17 protein-coding genes are annotated in these 18,989 nt (G+C 36.7%); 9 read left to right on the top strand and 8 right to left on the bottom strand.

The annotated features are described in order from the left end of the window. The first annotated feature begins 354 nt into the window (after nt 1-354). Together ACAN52_RS08265 and ACAN52_RS08260 are read left to right on the top strand one after the other, a co-directional pair. Nucleotides 355-1,074 (top strand): AEC family transporter, encoded by a 720-nt coding sequence (locus ACAN52_RS08265; RefSeq protein ID WP_378954172.1) that lies wholly within the window; start codon nt 355-357, stop codon nt 1,072-1,074. 233 nt (nt 1,075-1,307) lie between these two features. After that, nucleotides 1,308-2,405, top strand: coding sequence for a glycerol dehydrogenase (locus tag ACAN52_RS08260; RefSeq protein ID WP_378954170.1), 1,098 nt, complete (start codon nt 1,308-1,310; stop codon nt 2,403-2,405). 61 nt (nt 2,406-2,466) lie between these two features. On the opposite strand, the gene ACAN52_RS08255 is transcribed toward ACAN52_RS08260, so the two are convergent. The 6 genes from ACAN52_RS08255 to ACAN52_RS08230 all read right to left on the bottom strand — a co-directional run bounded on the left by ACAN52_RS08255 (nt 2,467) and on the right by ACAN52_RS08230 (nt 8,749). Beyond that, entirely contained in the window at nt 2,467-3,696 is a 1,230-nt protein-coding gene (locus tag ACAN52_RS08255) for a (Fe-S)-binding protein (protein WP_378954169.1), read from the bottom strand. Between the two features lie 14 nt (nt 3,697-3,710). Continuing rightward, nucleotides 3,711-5,099, bottom strand: a complete 1,389-nt coding sequence (locus tag ACAN52_RS08250; protein ID WP_378954168.1) for an FAD-binding oxidoreductase — start codon at nt 5,097-5,099, stop codon at nt 3,711-3,713. 261 nt (nt 5,100-5,360) lie between these two features. Next, entirely contained in the window at nt 5,361-6,275 is a 915-nt protein-coding gene (locus tag ACAN52_RS08245; protein ID WP_378954167.1) for a LysR family transcriptional regulator, read from the bottom strand. 354 nt (nt 6,276-6,629) lie between these two features. Beyond that, nucleotides 6,630-7,373: a TerC family protein gene (locus tag ACAN52_RS08240; RefSeq protein WP_378954165.1), complete on the bottom strand. Its 744-nt coding sequence runs from the start codon at nt 7,371-7,373 to the stop codon at nt 6,630-6,632. A 148-nt stretch (nt 7,374-7,521) separates the two neighbouring features. Beyond that, nucleotides 7,522-8,103: a TerD family protein gene (locus tag ACAN52_RS08235; RefSeq protein ID WP_378954162.1), complete on the bottom strand. Its 582-nt coding sequence runs from the start codon at nt 8,101-8,103 to the stop codon at nt 7,522-7,524. Nucleotides 8,104-8,137: 34 nt separating this feature from the next. Beyond that, nucleotides 8,138-8,749, bottom strand: a complete 612-nt coding sequence (locus tag ACAN52_RS08230; RefSeq protein ID WP_378954161.1) for a TerD family protein — start codon at nt 8,747-8,749, stop codon at nt 8,138-8,140. Nucleotides 8,750-9,055: 306 nt separating this feature from the next. Here ACAN52_RS08230 and ACAN52_RS08225 point away from each other — a divergent pair, with 306 nt between their 5' ends. The 6 genes from ACAN52_RS08225 to ACAN52_RS08200 all read left to right on the top strand — a co-directional run bounded on the left by ACAN52_RS08225 (nt 9,056) and on the right by ACAN52_RS08200 (nt 14,530). Next, entirely contained in the window at nt 9,056-9,670 is a 615-nt protein-coding gene (locus ACAN52_RS08225; RefSeq protein WP_378954159.1) for a DUF1836 domain-containing protein, read from the top strand. Between the two features lie 117 nt (nt 9,671-9,787). Continuing rightward, entirely contained in the window at nt 9,788-10,795 is a 1,008-nt protein-coding gene (locus ACAN52_RS08220) for a zinc-dependent alcohol dehydrogenase family protein (protein WP_378954158.1), read from the top strand. 241 nt (nt 10,796-11,036) lie between these two features. After that, nucleotides 11,037-12,206 (top strand): glycosyltransferase, encoded by a 1,170-nt coding sequence (locus tag ACAN52_RS08215; protein WP_378954157.1) that lies wholly within the window; start codon nt 11,037-11,039, stop codon nt 12,204-12,206. A gap of 43 nt (nt 12,207-12,249) precedes the next feature. Then, complete coding sequence (locus ACAN52_RS08210; protein WP_378954155.1) at nt 12,250-13,032, top strand: zinc dependent phospholipase C family protein; 783 nt, start codon at nt 12,250-12,252, stop codon at nt 13,030-13,032. Nucleotides 13,033-13,184: 152 nt separating this feature from the next. Continuing rightward, entirely contained in the window at nt 13,185-13,658 is a 474-nt protein-coding gene (locus ACAN52_RS08205) for a hypothetical protein (RefSeq protein ID WP_378954154.1), read from the top strand. Nucleotides 13,659-13,852: 194 nt separating this feature from the next. Further along, nucleotides 13,853-14,530 (top strand): 3D domain-containing protein, encoded by a 678-nt coding sequence (locus ACAN52_RS08200; protein ID WP_378954153.1) that lies wholly within the window; start codon nt 13,853-13,855, stop codon nt 14,528-14,530. A gap of 140 nt (nt 14,531-14,670) precedes the next feature. Here ACAN52_RS08200 and ACAN52_RS08195 read toward each other — a convergent pair whose 3' ends face one another. Further along, the gene (locus ACAN52_RS08195) at nt 14,671-15,231 is read right to left on the bottom strand and encodes a hypothetical protein (RefSeq protein WP_378954151.1); all 561 of its coding nucleotides are present in this window, start codon (nt 15,229-15,231) and stop codon (nt 14,671-14,673) included. 299 nt (nt 15,232-15,530) lie between these two features. Between ACAN52_RS08195 and ACAN52_RS08190 the strand changes: the two genes are divergently transcribed. Beyond that, a complete protein-coding gene (locus tag ACAN52_RS08190) occupies nt 15,531-16,595 on the top strand; it encodes an HD-GYP domain-containing protein (RefSeq protein WP_378954149.1) in 1,065 nt (354 codons plus the stop codon). Between the two features lie 141 nt (nt 16,596-16,736). Here ACAN52_RS08190 and ACAN52_RS08185 read toward each other — a convergent pair whose 3' ends face one another. Further along, nucleotides 16,737-18,848 (bottom strand): methyl-accepting chemotaxis protein, encoded by a 2,112-nt coding sequence (locus ACAN52_RS08185; protein WP_378954147.1) that lies wholly within the window; start codon nt 18,846-18,848, stop codon nt 16,737-16,739. Nucleotides 18,849-18,989: the final 141 nt, after the last annotated feature.

Genomic DNA, 18,989 nt, shown 5'->3' with positions numbered 1-18,989 from the left:
CACTTGAAAAGTAAGATTGTCTAATAGGTGCAAATATAGTTTGACTTATGATGTAAATACTGGGAAAATACATAGATATAGAAATTTAATTATAAATAGAAAGGATCTTATATGTCTATTTTTTTCCATATACTCAATCATAATATTACACCTATATTTATATTAATCGGTTTAGGTTTTATTCTAAGTAGAAAATTTACTTTAGATATACCAAGCCTTAGCAAATTGCTTTTTTATTTATTTGTGCCTTGTTTCATATTCGTTAACCTTTATGAAACAACTTTAAAATTTGATATGCTTAAATTCTTTTTTTGTGGAGTATTATTACTAATTGCAAACGACCTTTTGGGACGGATGATTGCAAAAATTCGCAACTATGATGTAGGACTCACAAATGCTTTTAAAAATTCAATTATGTTTAATAATTCGGGCAATATCGGCTTATCCCTCATCATACTCATTTTTTCTAGTGCGCCTTTTGTTGTCGATGGAAAAACACCTTATCTTGACGAAGCAATTACCGTACAAATCATGATACTCGTATTACAAAACCTCTCAAGCAATACCATCGGATTTTTTAACGCGGGACGAGCTAGAATGACAGGTAAAGACTCACTTTTAAAAGTTTTTACCATGCCTTCTATCTATGCACTGCCTCTTGTATTTTTATTGAAGAATTTTGAAATTGATATGACTCAGGCCACTCTCTGGCCTGCTCTCGTATACCTTAAAAACGGACTCGTCCCAATCTCCTTATTAACACTCGGAGCACAACTTGCCAAAACTGAATTTGATTTGCGTAGTGTCGATGTTCATCTCTCCGCATTTACAAGGCTTATCATTGGACCAATGCTCGCAGTGCTATTTATCCATCTTATGGATTTTCATGGCGTTGTAGCCCAAACCATATTGATTGCATATTCTGTTCCAACAGCAGTTAATACAGCATTAATCGCTGTCGAATGCGATAGTTACCAAGATTTTGCCTCACAAGCTGTCATGGTCTCTACTATTTTTAGCACTGTCACACTAACATTAGCCATTTATCTCGCTAGGATCATCTTCCCCATTTAAAATTTAAAAAATAAATAATCAACTCATAAAAAGTAGGCACAGAATTGATTGCCTACTTTTTTCAATTTCACTGATGGTGATACTGAGTGATGTTATCATAAGTACTTTTACACATCCCATTTTTTAGCAAAATTATACTACAACTAAACAATGATCTATAGGAGTAGAAGATATTTTCCATTATATAATCTGATTATTGCGACATATATAAATAAAATACGAGGAGGAACGATATGAGTAAAATTTTGATTTCACCCAACCGTTATGTCCAAGGTGCAGGAGCCATTCATGAAATTGGTGAACAGGTAAAAATTTTTGGCGATAAGGGATTGGTACTTGGTGGAAAGAGGGGACTAGGAACAGTCCGTTCTGCTATTGAACAAAGTTTTTCTACGAGTCATATTGGTTTACGGATCGAAGAATTTACTGGAGAATGTTCAAAACAAGAAATCGATCGAATTTTATCTATCGTAAAACAAGAAAATTTAAATGTTATTATCGGCATTGGAGGAGGAAAAGCCTTAGATACAGCTAAAGCCGTCGCTCATTATGCAAAATTACCTGTTGTGATTGTTCCAACAATAGCAGCAACTGATGCCCCTTGCAGTGCTTTATCTGTCATTTATACTCCTGATGGCATTTTTGAATCCTATCTTTTATTGCCAAAAAATCCAGATCTAATACTGGTGGATACTGGGATAATTGCTAAGGCTCCAGTTCGTCTTCTTGTTTCAGGAATGGGAGATGCACTCGCTACCTGGTTCGAAGCTGACGCTTGTGCAAAATCTTTTGCATCGAATTTGCCCGGTGGTCATTCAACCTCTGCTGCCCTTTGTCTTGCTCGTTTGTCTTATGACATTCTTATTAAATATGGTTTACAAGCTAAACTTGCAGTAGAAAATAAGGTCGTTACCGAAGCTGTAGAGAAAGTTGTTGAAGCAAATACGCTGCTAAGTGGCATTGGATTTGAAAGTTCAGGATTAGCGGCTGCTCACTCAATACATAATGGTTTTACTGTATTAGAAGAAACTCACCAGTATTATCATGGTGAAAAGGTAGCTTTTGGAACACTCGTACAAATGGTCATGGAAAATCGTTCGCGAGAAGAATTGGCAGAAGTCATTCAATTCTGCCGCGAAGTTGGTCTTCCTGTTACCTTATCAGACATTGGTGTGACTGAGATTACTGAAGAAAAAATAATGAATGTAGCTATCGTTGCCTGCGCTACTGGTGAAACGATTCATAATGAACCCTTTATCGTTACACCTGAAAGTGTATGCGCTGCTATTTTAGCTGCCAATGCCTTAGGTACTTCATTAACTACTTTATAATATAAGGAATGAAAAATGCTAACTAACGCTTCGTAAAAAAGTGTTGGTTAGCATTTTTCATTCATAATACTTGGCTAATATGCATGACTTTAAACTTACCACAACTTTGTGTTGCGGCTTTATTGAGTTGGACAAGGCAGGTTGGGCATTCAGAAACAACAATTTGCGCACCGCTATTTTCAATATTCATTCGTTTTTTATCTAAGATTGATGTAGCGATGTCAGGATAGTCAATATGAAATGAACCTGCGCCACCGCAGCATGTGTTAGCCCCTGCCATTTCAACATAATTGCCAGCAGCTTTTAATAATTGTCTAGGTTGAGTTTTAATGCCTTGCCCCCTTCCAAGATGGCATGGCTCATGGAAAGTCAGTTTAGCTGCAACGTGATTTCGTGGAGTGTAGCCTGCATGGACAAGATATTCACTTAACCCCATCACTTTTTGACTGAAAGCCATTGCTCGCTCCTGCCATAAGGGATCATCAATAAAATAAGCAGCTATATGTTTTAATGTACCGCTGCAGCTGGCACAATCACTCACAATAATCTCTGCCTTTTCAAATAAGGCAATGTTTTCCTTGGCCATTTCTAAAAATTCAGGACGTAATCCATGAGCAAGGTGTGGCAAACCGCAGCACATATTATTGACGAGTAGTGGATCTACCAAAGACTGTAGTATTTTTATTGTTTCTTCGACCGCATCAGGAAACATCATACTCATACCGCACCCTTTAAAATAAGCAACTTTTGTATTGCTAGACATTTGAATAGAGGACTTTACTACAGAACTACCGAGAATAGCAGGACCTCTAAATGATGCCAGATAATTCTGCCGAGTAAATTCACTGGGAACAATACCACGGGGAATTAAATGATTCACACCAATCTTGCGCAACACTTTAAGAGTACCAGCAGATATCTTTATAAGTGTCCGATTCTTCATTAAAGCCCCCAATGCCTTATATTTTGCACCTGGGCTACCTGCCTTATTAGAAAAATATTGGCGTATTCCAATCATCGCATCATCAGTTTTGATCTTATTGGGGCAGCTATCTACACAAGTTCGGCACAACAAACAAAAGTTTACCTTATCCAGCACCTGAGTTTCATCTTTAAGTACCCCTTGGATCATACCGCGAATGATATTATTCTTACCGCGAGCACTTGAAGATTCCACATCTTTGACTTCAAATAAGGGACAGACTGTTAAACAGGTACCACAACGATCACATTGATTCACAATCTCCTTAACATCTTGCAGCAATTGCTCTTGTGCATCTTTTTTTCCCATAACAAGTTTCTCCTTCACCAAATTTTCCCTGGATTAAGAATGCCCTTAGGATCAAGAGCTTGTTTAATCATTTTTAGAGTATTGACCCCTTCATCCCCTAATGCTTTGGCAATATAGGATCGTTTAGTAATACCAATGCCATGTTCTCCTGATAACGTTCCGCCAAGGGCAAGAGCCACATCAAATATTTCATCGATCGCCTGATGAACTTTTTTATCTTCTTCAGGCTGAGATAAATCACAAAGCACTGAAGGATGAATATTTCCATCGCCTGCATGTCCATATACGGCAATTGTTAAATCGTATTTTTTTGAAATTTCTTGGATATGGCGAACAGCTTTAGGAAAAGCATCGCGTGGGACTGAAATGTCCTCACCAAATCTGTTAGGTGCCATAGCACCAATTGCCGAACTCAATCCTCGGCGTATTGACCAAATTTCGTCTACTTCCTGCTGTGAAGCAGCGATCCGAACTTCTGATACCTGAAGTTCATGGGCAATAATTTGAATTTGCTTTGCCTGCTTCTCTAGATCAACATTGCTCTCACCGTCAATTTCTAATATGATGCAAGCTTCAATGGCAGAATGAATATCAAGGTTCCGGTGTCTAGCTACGGCTTGAATGCTGATTTTATCCATTAATTCTGCGGCCGCTGGTACGACTCCAGCGATCAGCATTCTATGAATGGTATTACAGGCAGCATCTAATGAAGGAAACATAAGTTGCATGGTATTTCGTGCCTTGGGCATAGGAATTAACCGGAGAAGAACTTTTGTGATGATCCCTAGAGTACCTTCCGAACCAGTGAATAACTGAGTGAGATTATAGCCTGTGACATTTTTTATGGCTTTACCACCCGTATGAATAACACTGCCATCAGCTTTTACAACTTCGAGTCCCATAACATAATTACTCGTTACACCATATTTAACGGCACGCATTCCGCCAGCATTTTCTCCTACATTTCCGCCAATTGTTGAGTATTTCCAACTGGCTGGATCAGGAGGATAAAATAGGCCTTTTTCTGCACAGAAATTATAAACATCAAAAGTTCGTACACCAGCTTCGACCGTAATCATCATATTTCCTTCGTCCAATTCCACGATACTCTTCATACGTTCTAAAGAAAGAGAAATACCACTTTTAACAGGAATACTCCCTCCTGTACGTCCGCTGGCCGTTCCGCGAGGTGTTACGGGAATACCATACTCATTCGCAATGGTCATCACGTTCGCTACTTCCTCTGTAGTACCTGGCCGTACTACAAGTTCTGGAATATTTTCTTGGGACATGGAAACAAAGGATGAGTCATACGAATAACCAAAACACTCGACGACAGAGTCGATTGCATGGGATGGACCAACAATTTTACGGATTTTTTCTTTAATTTCATCGGTTATCATTACTAATTCCCTCCCTAACATGCGAATCAAAAATCTAATACTTTATCTATACAGTATCATGTACGGTCATAAAAATATAATAGTATAAACCAATGAGATAATAAGGTACGCCTATGATCGATATAACCGTAATAAGACTTGAGCTACACATAAGAAGAGTTTCGTAAGAGACATAACAACACCCGCGAGATGCAGTCGCGGGTGTTACGTATCATTATCAAATATAAACTTTGTATCTAGAATTATAGGTAATTGTGCCACTTATCTTTCTACGAATGAGGATTCGTTAAACTTCCTAGTAACCTTATACCTCTCTTCAAGAAATTTTATAAAACCCATGGATGCATTGGATAAATATTTATCTTTTTTCCAGGCCAAGCCAATATCAAATTTAATTGGTTTATCCAACGGAGTGACGGCAATCTGCGGATCGTCTTTAACGACCATTTCCATCAGAAGGGAAATACCTGAACCGTTGGCAATTAAGCTTTTTATTGTTTTAATTTGATTTGAAGAAAATATCGTATTAGGCATGAAATCATGATGTAAACATCGATTAATGACCATTTGATGCTGATAGGATCCCGCTTTAAGCAAGATAAACTTTTCATCTTTTAGTTGGTCAAAACTGATGAATTGCTTCTTACATAGGGGATGCTCAGGATGCATGCACAGGACAAGTTGCTCTTCTGTGATCGTCAAAGTATCCAGAGTTGTTGAATGCTCAGGTAAAATAATGATGGCTAAATCAAGCTCATCTGTTTCCAATTTAGCAGCGGCCTCTAAAGACGATGTTTCTTCAGAAGGGAGAAGTTGTAAACCTGGATATGAATTTTTAAAACAGGAAAATATATCAGGAAACAGATACGATACAATCATTGGTGGAATGCCTACTTTTATAGTACCTTTTTGCAAGTTTCTAAAGTCTTTTAGTTCATCAACAGCTTGCTCAAATTCATGAAGAACCTTTTCCATTCGAATTACAAAAGCTTGTCCCTCAGAAGTAAGAACAGATTTTTTTTTACTTCTGTCAAAAAGCTGAACGTCGAGTTCTTGCTCCAATTTACGAATAGCTTGGGTTATAGAAGGTTGGGAAATATGCAACTTTTCTGCAGCTTTAGTAAAACTGTTTAATTTACTTACCATACAAAAATATTTAATTTGCCGTAATTCCATAATCAAAGACCCTCCACCAGTAATCAATTTAGCAATAATTGGGTGAATAAACTACATTTCGTGAAACTCGTTTATATCTCCTTCTATAAGTTCCGCTTTTCTCTTTTCTCTTTTCTCAAATCGTTCGATCGCATCAATCTATCAGTATGATTTTCCGATCACATACAATGGAGGATGGGGAAAATGAGGTAATTCTAACGATTTTAAAAGAACTAACTAGTGATCATGGTCAAGGTTATCATCTTGGAAAACCAGCTCTTCTTGAGTAAAGATTAAGCAGATTCAAATACCTAAAGAGGCTCACCAAACAGTAAAAGCACTGTGTGGTGAGCCTTTATATATCCTCAACTTTACTTAACGCGGTGTTGAACCATCTCCTGATTCACGTCCAGTTAAATGATGGACTACAAACGTTCCCATAAAGATAACGATCAAAGTAGAAAAGAATACAACTTGACTCACATGATAGTCAAAAACCGATGCCATCATTTTTGCACCAATAATACCGATAATAATGTACGCCGTCATTTCTAAACCTGGATAACGCTCAATCAAAGTCAAGAAAATTTGCGCTACCCCTCGCATCATCATAACACCAAAAATACCACCTAGGTATAATACCCAGATTTGATCACTAACACCAAAAGCGGCGAGTACACTGTCAATACTAAAAGCAATATCCATGATTTCAACAGCAAGTACCGTACGCCAAAAGCCATGGGGTACTTTAGGAACCTCATTTTCTTCTTCTGCTTTTTTCTTAAGAAAGAATTGCACTGCCATCCACAATAAATACAAAGCACCAGCGGCTTTTACCCACCAGATTGTAATTAAGTAGGTTCCGAGACCAATGGCAACAAAACGGAACAAATAAGCCCCTAAGATACCATAAAACAAGGCTTTTTTCTGCTGTGCTTTCGGTAAATGTTTTACCATAATCGCTAATACTAAGGCATTATCAGCTGATAAAAGACCTTCTAATACAATCAAGCTGCCAATAATTGCCCAATTCATCGGATTATAAACAACGGATAATAACTCCGCTACATTAAAAAAATGAGAATAATTTCCTAGAATTCCTGTTATAAAGTCACTCATTTCTTAGTACCTCCTTTGGTTATAACTTACTATGATTTTCTTAGTTTATATGATCAAGATGTTTTTATTCGTATCCTTTGACAGATACGAATAAAAACATCGCATATTTATTAAAAACTTTACTTATATTTTTTCATTTCTTACATGACTAGGCGATACTTAAGCCAAAATTGGTGCATAAGGCAGCTAAACCACCTTGAAATCCGCTCCCAATAGCATTAAACTTCCATTCAGAGCCATTACGATATACTTCTGCTACAACAATCGCTGTTTCAATAGAAAAATCTTCACCTAAATCATAACGAATAAGCTCTTTACCAGTTTCTTCATTCAGAATACGAACATATGCATTAGCAACTTGTCCAAAATTTTGTTTACGGACCTCTGCATCATGAATCGTAATGGTGAAAGCAAGTTTTTGTACATCTGCAGGGATTTGAGATATCTCAATTTTAATTTGTTCATCATCCCCATCACCTGCACCAGTACGATTATCTCCAATGTGTACGACTGCCCCTTGGGCACCTGTTGGATTATTATAAAATACAAAATCCTTCTCATCTTTTACTTTTCCTGTATCACCAAGAACAAAAGCTGAGGCATCCAAGTCAAAATCATGACCACCATCATACTTATTTGTATCCCAACCCAAACCTACAATGATTTTCTTTAAACCAGGATTTGTTTTTGTTAAATCTACCTTTTGACCTTTACTTAAGCTAACTGCCATGTCATGACCCCCTATTTTTTATTTTATATATTTTTTACTTCGTGTATCGCCCAACTACAGCACTAATCGAAAGGTCTTGTGTACTTTCACCTAGAGCAGCAAATTTCCATTCTCCTTGATAACGATAAACTTCACCTACAATTAATGCTGTTTTACCAGCATAATTTTCCGTCAAATTAAATCTGGTTATTTCTTGCATATTTGATTTATTAATGACTCTAATAAATGCATTTTTAATCATACCAAAATCTTGTTTACGTTTCTGACAATCGTAAATATTCACTACAAAAACTATTTTATGCACATCTGCAGCTACTTTATGTAACTGAATTAATATTTGTTCATCATCACCATCACCACCACCTGTACGATTGTCCCCTAAATGAACAATGCTACCACAAGGGCTTTTTAAATTATTGAAGAAAACCAGATGTTCCTTACGAGTAAAAGCTCCATTAGCATCTAACAAGAGAACAGAGGCATCACAATCAATTTCCGTTTTTTTGTCACCAAATAAATTGTTAAGAAAACCACTCCCTCCAGATTGCTCCACTGGATCCCAGCCGAGACCAACAATTAAGTCCGAGAGTCCAGCATTCCCTTTTGTTAAATCAATTTTTTGACCTTTTTGTAAACTAATTGCCATGATATATCCCCTTTACACCATATTTTTATATTCTTTTCTTAGAACACGAATGAATTCGAAATAGCTTGTCTCTTTTTATACAATCAACTATTAATCATCAATATTCAAAACAGATATTAAGTTTTATTTAATTATTTGTTATAGTTTTTATTATTTTCTTTTCCGATGTCAACATTGTATCACATAGTTTTTAAAACTACAATATCTTTTTTACTTAAATCTAGTTATTTTATTTAGCAAATCTAATCATAATAATTTTGACAGCTAGCATTTAAAAATAATATAATGTCATGAGAGGTGTTTACTATGGAAATTACAAAATCTATTTTAGAAAAATTTGCAATCAAACTGCTTGATAATGAATTAAAAGCAGAAGAGATTCCTTCGATTAAACAATATGCAGACCAAGTAACAGAATTATTAAATAGCAAACTCCACCATCGGCGCAAAGGCGATGAAACCAGTATTGCAATCAGTAAATCAATGATTAACAATTATACAAAAAATGGATTACTCAACCCATCAGATAAAAAGAAATATGACAAAAACCACATCATTCTATTAAGCTTAATCTTTCATCTTAAACAAGTTTTATCCCTAGATGATATCAAAACTATTTTTAATCCTATATTAAAAAATTTAGAAACATCGGATGTAAAAGAGTCAATACTCCCTCTTGATGATATCTATAAAGCTTTCTTAGAGTTCCAAAAAGAAGAATACTTTGATACTTGTAACGACTTTGAAGATCGCTTTAATCGAGTCTGCCAAAAAATTAATAATCCTTTTGAAAATCATGGTAGTAAAGATATGATTGAAAAATTCTTAACTGTATTATTGTTAGTCGCTGAAGCGACTGCCGCTAAACAGCTTGCTGAAGAAATGATTGATACTTATTTTAAAACACCAGAACCAGAATAAATGGACAACAAATAACCTCAACCTTACTTTTTGCTAAGGTTGAGGTTATTTGTTGTCCATTTTATGTCGCGCAGATTATAATAAACCTAGAAGAAAGCAAAAAGGAGGAATATCAACATGAAAGCAATGGTAATCCGTAATTATGGTGGACCTGAAGTCTTCGAAATAGCCGATATGAATAAACCAGATGTAAAACCAGGTTATGCTTTGGTAAAAGTTGCTGCTAGTAGTATCAACCCCATTGAAACAAAAATTCGCTCAGGATTAGTCCCTGGAATTACTCCTGCCTTCCCTGCTATCTTAAATGCTGATTTTTCTGGTGAAATAGTGGCTTTAGGCGACAATATCTCACAATGGAATATAGGGGATGAAGTTTTTGGATGTGCTGGAGGTGTTGGTTCACTTCAGGGAGCACTGGCTGATTACATGCTCGTTGATGTTAATTTAATTGGGAAAAAACCTACAACTATAGATCATGCTACAGCGGCTTTATTCCCTCTTGTCAGTATAACAGCTTGGGAAGCACTCAGAGAAAAAGTACATGTTAATGCAGGAGATAAAGTACTAATACATGGTATTGCTGGTGGTGTAGGACATATTGGGTTACAATTGGCAAAACACCAAGGAGCCGTGGTATATGGAACAGTACGAAGTGAAAAACAAGCTGTGATTGCCAAGGATTTAGGAGTTGACGTTGTTATATTTTCCAATGAAGAATCAGTTGAGGAGTATGTAGAAAAGCATACGGACGGTAAAGGTTTTGATATAGTCCTCGATCCTGTGGGTGGTGATAATTTAATTAACAGCTTCAAAGCAGTAAAGCATAATGGTTCCGTTTGTACTACGAATGCAAGAGTGACTCTCGATCTTGGTATAATGCATGCAAAAGCTATCAGTCTACATGCTGTCTTCATGTTGATACCACTAGTACACAATCTTGACCGAAAACGTCATCGTATCATATTACACGAGATCAGTAATATGATCGAAAAAGGGCAATTACGCATCAATCGAGATGAAAGACAATTTTCTTTTCATGAAATAGGCGAAGCCCATCGCTACATGGAATCTGGGAAAGCCTTTGGAAAGGTATCTCTTATTAATTCTTTTACTACCCAGGACTAAGTTGCAAGAAATCTAAAAAGCCATAAAGCCTATATCAAAATAGGGGTAACTTTTATATAAAAAGTTACCCCTATTTTGATATAGAAGAATTAACAAATTTAAGTGAATTTTTTTATTTACAATTATTTAACATAGGCATAACCCACAATTTTTTCATTCCTATAAAATAGAGTTAAATGGACCTTTTAATTCAAAATCGATCACATATTACAAACAAACTTGATTGAGGGGTGTATATAGGATGAATAACCCAAAAAAAATTATGTTTGCAATATCAGATACAGGTGGTGGGCATCGCAGTGCCGCTGCCGCAATAATTGCCGCAATGAATCCAAAGCAGAATGTCCAGTGTACAATTGTTGATCTTTTACGCGCAACAGCTTTTCCAGGATTAAAACAGGCACCTGAAATCTACGATTATTGTTCCATAAACCATCTCTGGCTAAACAACTTATTCTTTCGAAAAACAAATAGTATTAAACGAATCAACGCATTAACGCGGATAATATACTTCCAATGTCGTCAACATCTTGAACGACAATTAGCAACCATCCAACCAGATATTGTGGTTGCCGTTCATCCACTCGTCATTGGTTTGTTACATCTAATTAGAAAAATGTCCAACGCGACTTGGCCAATCATAACAGTCGTAACAGACTTAGTTACCATTCACGCTTCATGGGCGACCCCAGGCGCAGATTTGTATTTAGTACCCACACAAGAAGCCTTTCACTCTTTGATAAAATACGGAGTTCCCCTTAATCATATTATGTATACTGGTTTTCCCATACACCCCAAATTTACACATCATAAATTAACACAAAATCAAGCACGTAAACAATTAGGTATTGAATTAGATCGATTCACAGTTTTGCTCACAGGAGGTGGTGTTGGTGCAGGAAATATGAATGAATGGGTCAGTACTTTAGAACAAGAATGTAAAGACAAACAAATTTTAGTCATAACAGGAAATAATAAACAATTATATAGTGAACTCATTAACAGGAAAAACACCTCTAATCGCATTCATGTATATGGCTTTGTCAACAATATGGAGACAATGATGTCTGCAAGTGATGTCATTGTTTCGAAAGCTGGACCAGGTACAATTATGGAAAGTATTACGATGAAACGCCCACTCATTATTACAGAAGCGGTTGGGATTCAAGAAACCGGCAATATTGACTATGTGACTAAAAATCGACTGGGATATTACTGCCCTTCCCCTAAAGTAGCATGTAAAGAAATTAATGAAATCGCTAAAAAAAATTGCGACGCTCATACCTTATATGACCACCTTGTTACAAATGGCTCTATGCGTATAACGAACATCATACATCAGCAATTTGAAGAACGCTCCACACCTAATCCGATTACAGAAAGAAATCATACGATTATACGAGGGGCATAATTGCTTAACGGTATAACATCCATACTATAAAGAAGGTGCTGGCATGTATTTACCAAACCTGGCGAATTCTCTGGCAGTTGCCGGAGCAAAACTAGTTCTGACAGCCATTAGCCCCTTTCAGAAATTGTTTGATCCTCCAGGAATCACTCATGAATTTTGCAATTATCAAGCAATCGCTATTTTACAAAATGATGGATTTGAACTTTATGCACAAATTCTTACTCGATATATCACTGAGCTCAATGCAGGAGTGTATTGGGCCGATAAAGGCTGGCGAAATGTCAGTCACTATTTTGAACCATTAAGCGGCAAAGGATTATGGCAGTTCACGACTGCAACCGAAGCTTTTAATGGTTATTACCAGCAGGCAATCAATAACATGCACCGTGGAAACTATCATCAAGCAATCTTTTTACTTGGGGTTTCAGCCCATCTGCTGCAAGATTTATGTGTACCTCATCACGCACGGGCAAAAGTCTTTTCTGGACACAAAGAATATGAAAGTTGGGTGCAGCAACACTATACGAATTATGCCATAGCTGACAAAGGCATATATAACGATGATTCAGATCTAAAGACACAATTAATGAACAATGCACTCGTAGCAGCTGATTTATTTGACTGGATTAATCTTGACAAAGGCAAGATGGATTATCATGAAGCAACCTCTATTCTTCTCCCACTAGCGCAACGTTCTACAGCTGGTTTATTTCTGAATTTTTTTATAGCACTTGGCGATATCATCCATCCTCCACTAACAAAAACCCTTTCTAATAATGTTGGCCAAAGAAAGAAATGGAAAATAGCCTTTCACTGTAGCGACTAAAGATTGGAGCAAATTTATACTTGCGCAATTCTTGATAATATATCAAAATCATTGCATATTTTACTAGTAAAAGATCACTCTATATCTTAACAGATATAAAAATCATTGCATTATATTTTCCAAATCTATTGCAATGACAAGGAGAGGTTTTTATGAAAATCACACAAAACCCCAAATGGGTCAGTATTTCTCTAGGGTTAGCATTGTCATTGATGATACTACTAGGCGGATGTACAAACATTACACCCCTTGACCCCGCTCCAACGCCTACGCCTTCTACTTCTCCTTCTCCGACTCTTCCTGCTCAGCCAATACCGGATATCACTGATGTTAGAATCACCTATAGCTATGGTACTACAGACAAAGTCCAGCTCTCTGCCAATAATGTTCCATTAAAAGTAGGGCAAAAACTAATCCTGGAACCTGCGCCTGGTCTTAGTGTAAATACCCGTTTTACTTCCTCGGGTGAGAATTTTTTTGGTGCTGTTATGAAGCAAGAGACAGGTGGATCAGATAACACCAAGGCTACCTTTATTGCAATAGCTCCTGGAAAAGGTAAGCTAACGATCATCCCAAATACGAATGATACCGCTAGATCCACTGATCTTTGGGTAACGGTCCAATAAACAAAGACTAAGCCGCTCTTAACTCCTGCTTGAAAAAGATAGGAGTTAAGAGCGGCTTCATCATGTAAATTTATACTGTACTAAACTACAAGATAATTTTCAGATTGGTCTTAAAAATACTAAGAAATACTAAGGATTTCAAACACTATTTAGTAGACACTATAAATAAGAATCGAAAAAGGAGGACAATCAAAATGAGCCATACAAATAAATACAAGCGCCATCGTACAATTGCCCGTATCTACAAAAAATTTAAAAATCTTGCCGCCATGGTGGCTGCTGCTACCATATTATCTGCGGGTATGATTCCAGGAATTCCAACAGCCACAGTTCATGCTGCAGCCGATCCCAATGCTGGACAAACTCCAGTTACCACCTCTGAGCATATTAACACTCCAAATCAAATTGGCAGTCAAGCAGATCTTAAGGGCGATAATCCTTCTGTTACCTTATCGAACCCAATGGAAAAATCAAATCAGGCTGACAAGCCAGCTCAACATCAGTCCCAAGGTAAGGATCACCAAACTGCCACATCCTCTGATAAAGTTCCAGATAATTTTAAGAAAGTATTAGATATTAAGGCAACTGCTTATGCACCCGGTGCCCATGACAACGATCAATGGGGTGATAAAACTTTTATGGGTACCCAGATCCGTCCTGGTATCATTGCCGTGGATCCAAGCATTATTCCTTTAGGATCAAAAGTATATATCCAATATCCTGATGGACACGGAGAATACGCCGTAGCCGAGGATACAGGCGGTGCCATTAAAGGGAATCGTATTGACATTGCAAAAACATCCGTGGATAAAGCTCAAGACTTTGGTATCAAAAACGTAAAAGTATTCGTTCTAGACAAAGCAAAAGCCTAATGCACTTGATTCAGCAAATCGTTAAAATGATTCGTTTTTAAAAATAACTGCCAGAGTTTTGTTGCCGACTTGTTTTAGATTCTACCTCATATTAGGTGTAATCAAAAAAGAAGCTGGTCATTAGACCAACTTCTTCTATATCATTTTTTATGTCCATGATCTTTTTCTTTTTGATACTTATCCTCACGCTTATTATCTTTCTTATGATCATTCTTGTCATCACGGTCTCGCTCATCATGATCATCAATTTCTATGTACGTGACATCAATCCCCCGCTCCCGGGCAGCATTCACAACATCATCATTACCTTTTTTGAGATCTTTCACTTTGACACCATACAACTTGGCTATCTCACCCCAGCCCATATTTTCATGACGATAGTGACTAATTTCATCTACAGACCGACCCGAATAGACGGCTGTAGCATAGATCAGTGATATATCACCAAGCCCGAAATCAAAATCAGCTCTTAGCCGAATTAACTCAGTTGGGGAAACTGTGCGATTATAGCTGGATGATAAAACTTGCGCAAATCGGATGTTATCGCCAGACAACCTAGTTTCTGAAGATGATATACTAACATTGCCCACCGAAGCAGTAAGAGTTGAGGTAGTAAATGAGGCGGCATCAACGCCCGCCGGGCTAATAAATGCTAGCGCCGTTGATAGGACTACGGCCGCAGTATAACGTCGTAATGTCATATAAATTCCTCCCTACGTTTAATCACTTTCATTCTATCATTATGACTCGCGAGTCAGCCAGGGCCAAAAGTCCTATTTTTACACGATTGGAATTAATTACCACATTAAATTACTCTCTTTATTGTGATAATCGATTCACTTAGGAATAAAAAAATACTGCCATTCACAAACTCAACTTCGCTGACCCCTAATTTGCTGATTTTCATTATCTTTTTATGTCGTTTTTATAAAAATTAAAGGAAATTTAAATGAATTTATTGAAGATAATAATCTACGAAATAGAATATGGGGTGTAGCAAATGAGTAGTATTAAATCTCAAAAAATTATTGAGCAAAGAATTGAGTTTTTAGTACCAGGTATGGAATTAGCACGTGACGTTTACACGAGTGATGGAAAGATATTAGCAAGTGTAGGTACTATCATTAATAAGACCCTTATTAAAAAACTTCATAATTGGGATATTGATAAAGTATCTATTATTACTGAAATAGAAGCTAATCCTATAACAGATCCTAAAATTCAGCAATTTATCAACAGTTATAACCAATCAGTGACCGTTGTACAAAAAGCCTTTGACGATATTCGTCAAACTCAGCAAGTCCCTCTAGAAACATTTACCCGCACTGCTGATGATATCGTTGATAATGTCTCTACAACAGGCAATGCAATTGACCAATTATATAACTTACCCCAATGTGACGACTATACTTTCCGTCATAGCGTGAATGTAAGCGCAATTTCAGCCCTTATTGCTACATGGCTCAAATTTCCACCCGAAAGCGTTAGTGCCATTGCTCTAGCTGGTTTACTGCATGATGTAGGTAAATCCCAACTACCTCCAGAGATATTAAACCAATCTCATCGCCTTGCCCCTAAGGACTACGAATTATATAAAACACATACGACTCTTGGGTATGATTTAGTTAAGAAAACACCTGGTATTGCAGAAAGTGTACTTTCCGGTATATTAGATCATCATGAAAGAGAAGATGGTAATGGATATCCGAATAAATTGACCTCTGAAGATATTCACCCTTATGCTAAAGTTATAGCTGTTGCAGATTTATTTGATGAATCTCTGACAATCAATTGTGACACTCCTGGTGCCTTAAGCCCTTATTCAAGTTTGGATAAATTACGTCAAGAAATTTATTCTATTGATGCTAAAACTTGTATGACTTTTACTGAAAATATGATGAACTTCCTCTCTGGCAACTTAGTAACTCTCACAAACGGCCAGCAAGGACGAGTCGTTTTTGTCAATAAAGACAAACCATCAAATTCAATCGTGTTACAAGAAGATGGTACTGTTATTGATTTATCAGAAATAGATGGTCTATATATTCATTATATGGTTAGATAGCGAAAAGCATCTATAATGGTTCCCTGCCATCTTCCCATCGGCTTCAAATGTGATTAAGTAAAATAGAATATCTAAATTATATGAAACCGCTAATTATCTACCTTCTCGGAAGTAATTAGCGGTTTCATTATTGTCTATAAATTACTCAACCATAAAATGATCGGAAGCATCTTTCGTTTTTTCTGCTAACTGCGCTAACGTTTGACTGACAGATGACATCTCTAACATCGATGCCGCTTGCTCTTGGGCTGCCGCTGAGATTGATTCCGCTTTCTCTGCAATTTCTCTCCCAAGCTCATCGGATTGTTTTACTGCCCCGACAACATGTTGACAATCTTGTAAAATTTGCTCCATTGGTGCAGATATTTCATTGACCTTCTGTGACACCTGGGCAAACTGCTCGATAATTTCCGTAAAAGCATTTCCTGCAGAATGAACTATTTTTACTCCATCACCAACTTCTTGATTACCATTTTTCATGGAATCAACAACAGATCGAGTATTTTGTTGTATTTCACCAATAATATCAGTAATTTGCTTGGCAGATGTTTGAGATTGCTCCGCTAATTTGCGTACTTCATCAGCAACTACGGCAAAACCTCGCCCTTGTTCTCCTGCGCGAGCAGCTTCAATCGCTGCATTGAGTGCCAATAAATTAGTTTGTCCAGCAATCTCTGAAATGGCTTCTACAATTTTTCCGATTTTTTGTGAACGATGATCCAGTTGCTCCACCATAAGGGTAGAATGACTTACTGTTTCTTGAATATGTGACATTTTTTCAATCGCTTGTTGAATCACCTCTCCACCAGTTCGGGCAGTTATAACCGTTTTTTCCGTTGTCTCGGCTACTTCAATTGTTTTGTCTGACATTTTTTTCATACTCAGTGTAATTTGCCCTACAAGAGCTCCACTGTTTAAAATATATTCGACTTGCTTTTGAGTTCCTTGTGCGATATCCGTGATATTAGTGGCGATATGTTCAGTCGCCTGAGCCGACTGATCGGCACTGACAGTCATTTCCCGAGACGTACTCGCCAAAGCTTCAATATTCTCATGCATCATACTCACCAATCCACAAAGAGCTTTCGTCATTTTATTAAAACTTTTAGCAATCCGCCCCATCTCATCTTTGGCAGCAATCTCTGCTGTAAAGCATAAATTACCTTCTGAAACATTCATTGCAAGTTGTTCTAAATTCTTCATATTTTGCAAAACTGCAATTTGAATAGCAAAAAAAACATAGACAATGAGAATCAAGGCAATCACTAATATGAATGTAAAAATATTACGTATCTCTTTTTGTTCGTTAATTCGTTTTTCTAAAACTTGGTCAAGTACATCAATACCAGCATCATAAAAAGCATAACCTGAATTAATTGTTTGAGTCGTTGTATTGAAATAGATTGTTGGTTCGACCGTAATAGGTCTAGTCTGAAGCAACTCTTTATCGATCGTTTGTATTAACAGCTCCATCCGATTTGAAATTTCCGCACTGACTGTGGAAAATTGTTTTTCAAAAGTAGAGTTTTGTTGATATACAACATCTAATCCATTAATTAAGTCATTTAAGTTGGTTTTTATATTTTCCGATAATACAGACATTATAATTTTTTCATTATCAGATAAAGTTTTTCTTGCTGCAATACCAGCCCCTCTTCCACGCGCCTGGGCCATTAATTCAATACTTGGCAATAATTTATCATTTAGCATCGTCACTAAATTATTCGTATCTAAATGAGAGTCGATGGTAAGATTGGTCTGAGTCGATATATATATATTAAAAGCAAGTAGCTGATAGATTAAACGTGTATATTTCTTAAAACTATCCGCCGGTGTTAAAGTTAAGCTTGTATTTTTTAGTTCATCCCATTGTTTTTGAGTTTCCCCAAACTGCTTATTAGCTTGCACCGAAAAATTAGATTTTTTGCTCAGAGTCTCTAACACTTGAAATTTTTCATTGATCTGTGCTGTTTTTACAAGAATCTTTTCCTTAAAGGTGATATCTCCATTTAAGAAAGCATTGGTCATACCTCTAGTTTGCTGAATATCATCAACGACACTTCGAACTAAACGATTATACTCGAGTCCAACCCTCTCTTTTTCAATAAATGAAATTTCTTCATTTACTTGTTGCAATAGAAATAAGCTGGCACCAGCCAATGGTAAAAAACAAATTAATCCAATTAATGCAAATTTTTTGGCAAAATTTAACCGATTAATTATTCTTATTGCCGGATAAAAGATGCTGTGCATACCTTTCCCTCCCTCATTAGCTAAACAGTGTCCAAATTTACTCACTATTTTTATGGAGATTACTAGGAAACTCGTAATTCTAAAAAGTTTGATTTTTGCAATAATATTTGTTCTTAGATAAGCTCTTCGCTAATCAAATAT

The sequence above is a fragment of the Pelosinus sp. sgz500959 genome, assembly GCF_042610375.1.
Taxonomy (GTDB): Bacteria; Bacillota; Negativicutes; order DSM-13327; family DSM-13327; genus CTSoil-075.
The sequence above is the reverse complement of the archived record's forward strand: the minus strand, read 5'-3'. Positions and strand labels throughout refer to the sequence as shown.

What these genes read in the sequence shown, in the direction of transcription:
- ACAN52_RS08265 (WP_378954172.1), top strand. Translation starts at nt 355, where the DNA reads ATGATTGCAAAAATTCGCAACTATGATGTAGGACTCACAAATGCTTTT.
- ACAN52_RS08260 (WP_378954170.1), top strand. Translation starts at nt 1,308, where the DNA reads ATGAGTAAAATTTTGATTTCACCCAACCGTTATGTCCAAGGTGCAGGA.
- ACAN52_RS08255 (WP_378954169.1), bottom strand. Translation starts at nt 3,696, where the DNA reads ATGGGAAAAAAAGATGCACAAGAGCAATTGCTGCAAGATGTTAAGGAG.
- ACAN52_RS08250 (WP_378954168.1), bottom strand. Translation starts at nt 5,099, where the DNA reads ATGATAACCGATGAAATTAAAGAAAAAATCCGTAAAATTGTTGGTCCA.
- ACAN52_RS08245 (WP_378954167.1), bottom strand. Translation starts at nt 6,275, where the DNA reads ATGGAATTACGGCAAATTAAATATTTTTGTATGGTAAGTAAATTAAAC.
- ACAN52_RS08240 (WP_378954165.1), bottom strand. Translation starts at nt 7,373, where the DNA reads ATGAGTGACTTTATAACAGGAATTCTAGGAAATTATTCTCATTTTTTT.
- ACAN52_RS08235 (WP_378954162.1), bottom strand. Translation starts at nt 8,103, where the DNA reads ATGGCAGTTAGCTTAAGTAAAGGTCAAAAGGTAGATTTAACAAAAACA.
- ACAN52_RS08230 (WP_378954161.1), bottom strand. Translation starts at nt 8,749, where the DNA reads ATGGCAATTAGTTTACAAAAAGGTCAAAAAATTGATTTAACAAAAGGG.
- ACAN52_RS08225 (WP_378954159.1), top strand. Translation starts at nt 9,056, where the DNA reads ATGGAAATTACAAAATCTATTTTAGAAAAATTTGCAATCAAACTGCTT.
- ACAN52_RS08220 (WP_378954158.1), top strand. Translation starts at nt 9,788, where the DNA reads ATGAAAGCAATGGTAATCCGTAATTATGGTGGACCTGAAGTCTTCGAA.
- ACAN52_RS08215 (WP_378954157.1), top strand. Translation starts at nt 11,037, where the DNA reads ATGAATAACCCAAAAAAAATTATGTTTGCAATATCAGATACAGGTGGT.
- ACAN52_RS08210 (WP_378954155.1), top strand. Translation starts at nt 12,250, where the DNA reads ATGTATTTACCAAACCTGGCGAATTCTCTGGCAGTTGCCGGAGCAAAA.
- ACAN52_RS08205 (WP_378954154.1), top strand. Translation starts at nt 13,185, where the DNA reads ATGAAAATCACACAAAACCCCAAATGGGTCAGTATTTCTCTAGGGTTA.
- ACAN52_RS08200 (WP_378954153.1), top strand. Translation starts at nt 13,853, where the DNA reads ATGAGCCATACAAATAAATACAAGCGCCATCGTACAATTGCCCGTATC.
- ACAN52_RS08195 (WP_378954151.1), bottom strand. Translation starts at nt 15,231, where the DNA reads ATGACATTACGACGTTATACTGCGGCCGTAGTCCTATCAACGGCGCTA.
- ACAN52_RS08190 (WP_378954149.1), top strand. Translation starts at nt 15,531, where the DNA reads ATGAGTAGTATTAAATCTCAAAAAATTATTGAGCAAAGAATTGAGTTT.
- ACAN52_RS08185 (WP_378954147.1), bottom strand. Translation starts at nt 18,848, where the DNA reads ATGCACAGCATCTTTTATCCGGCAATAAGAATAATTAATCGGTTAAAT.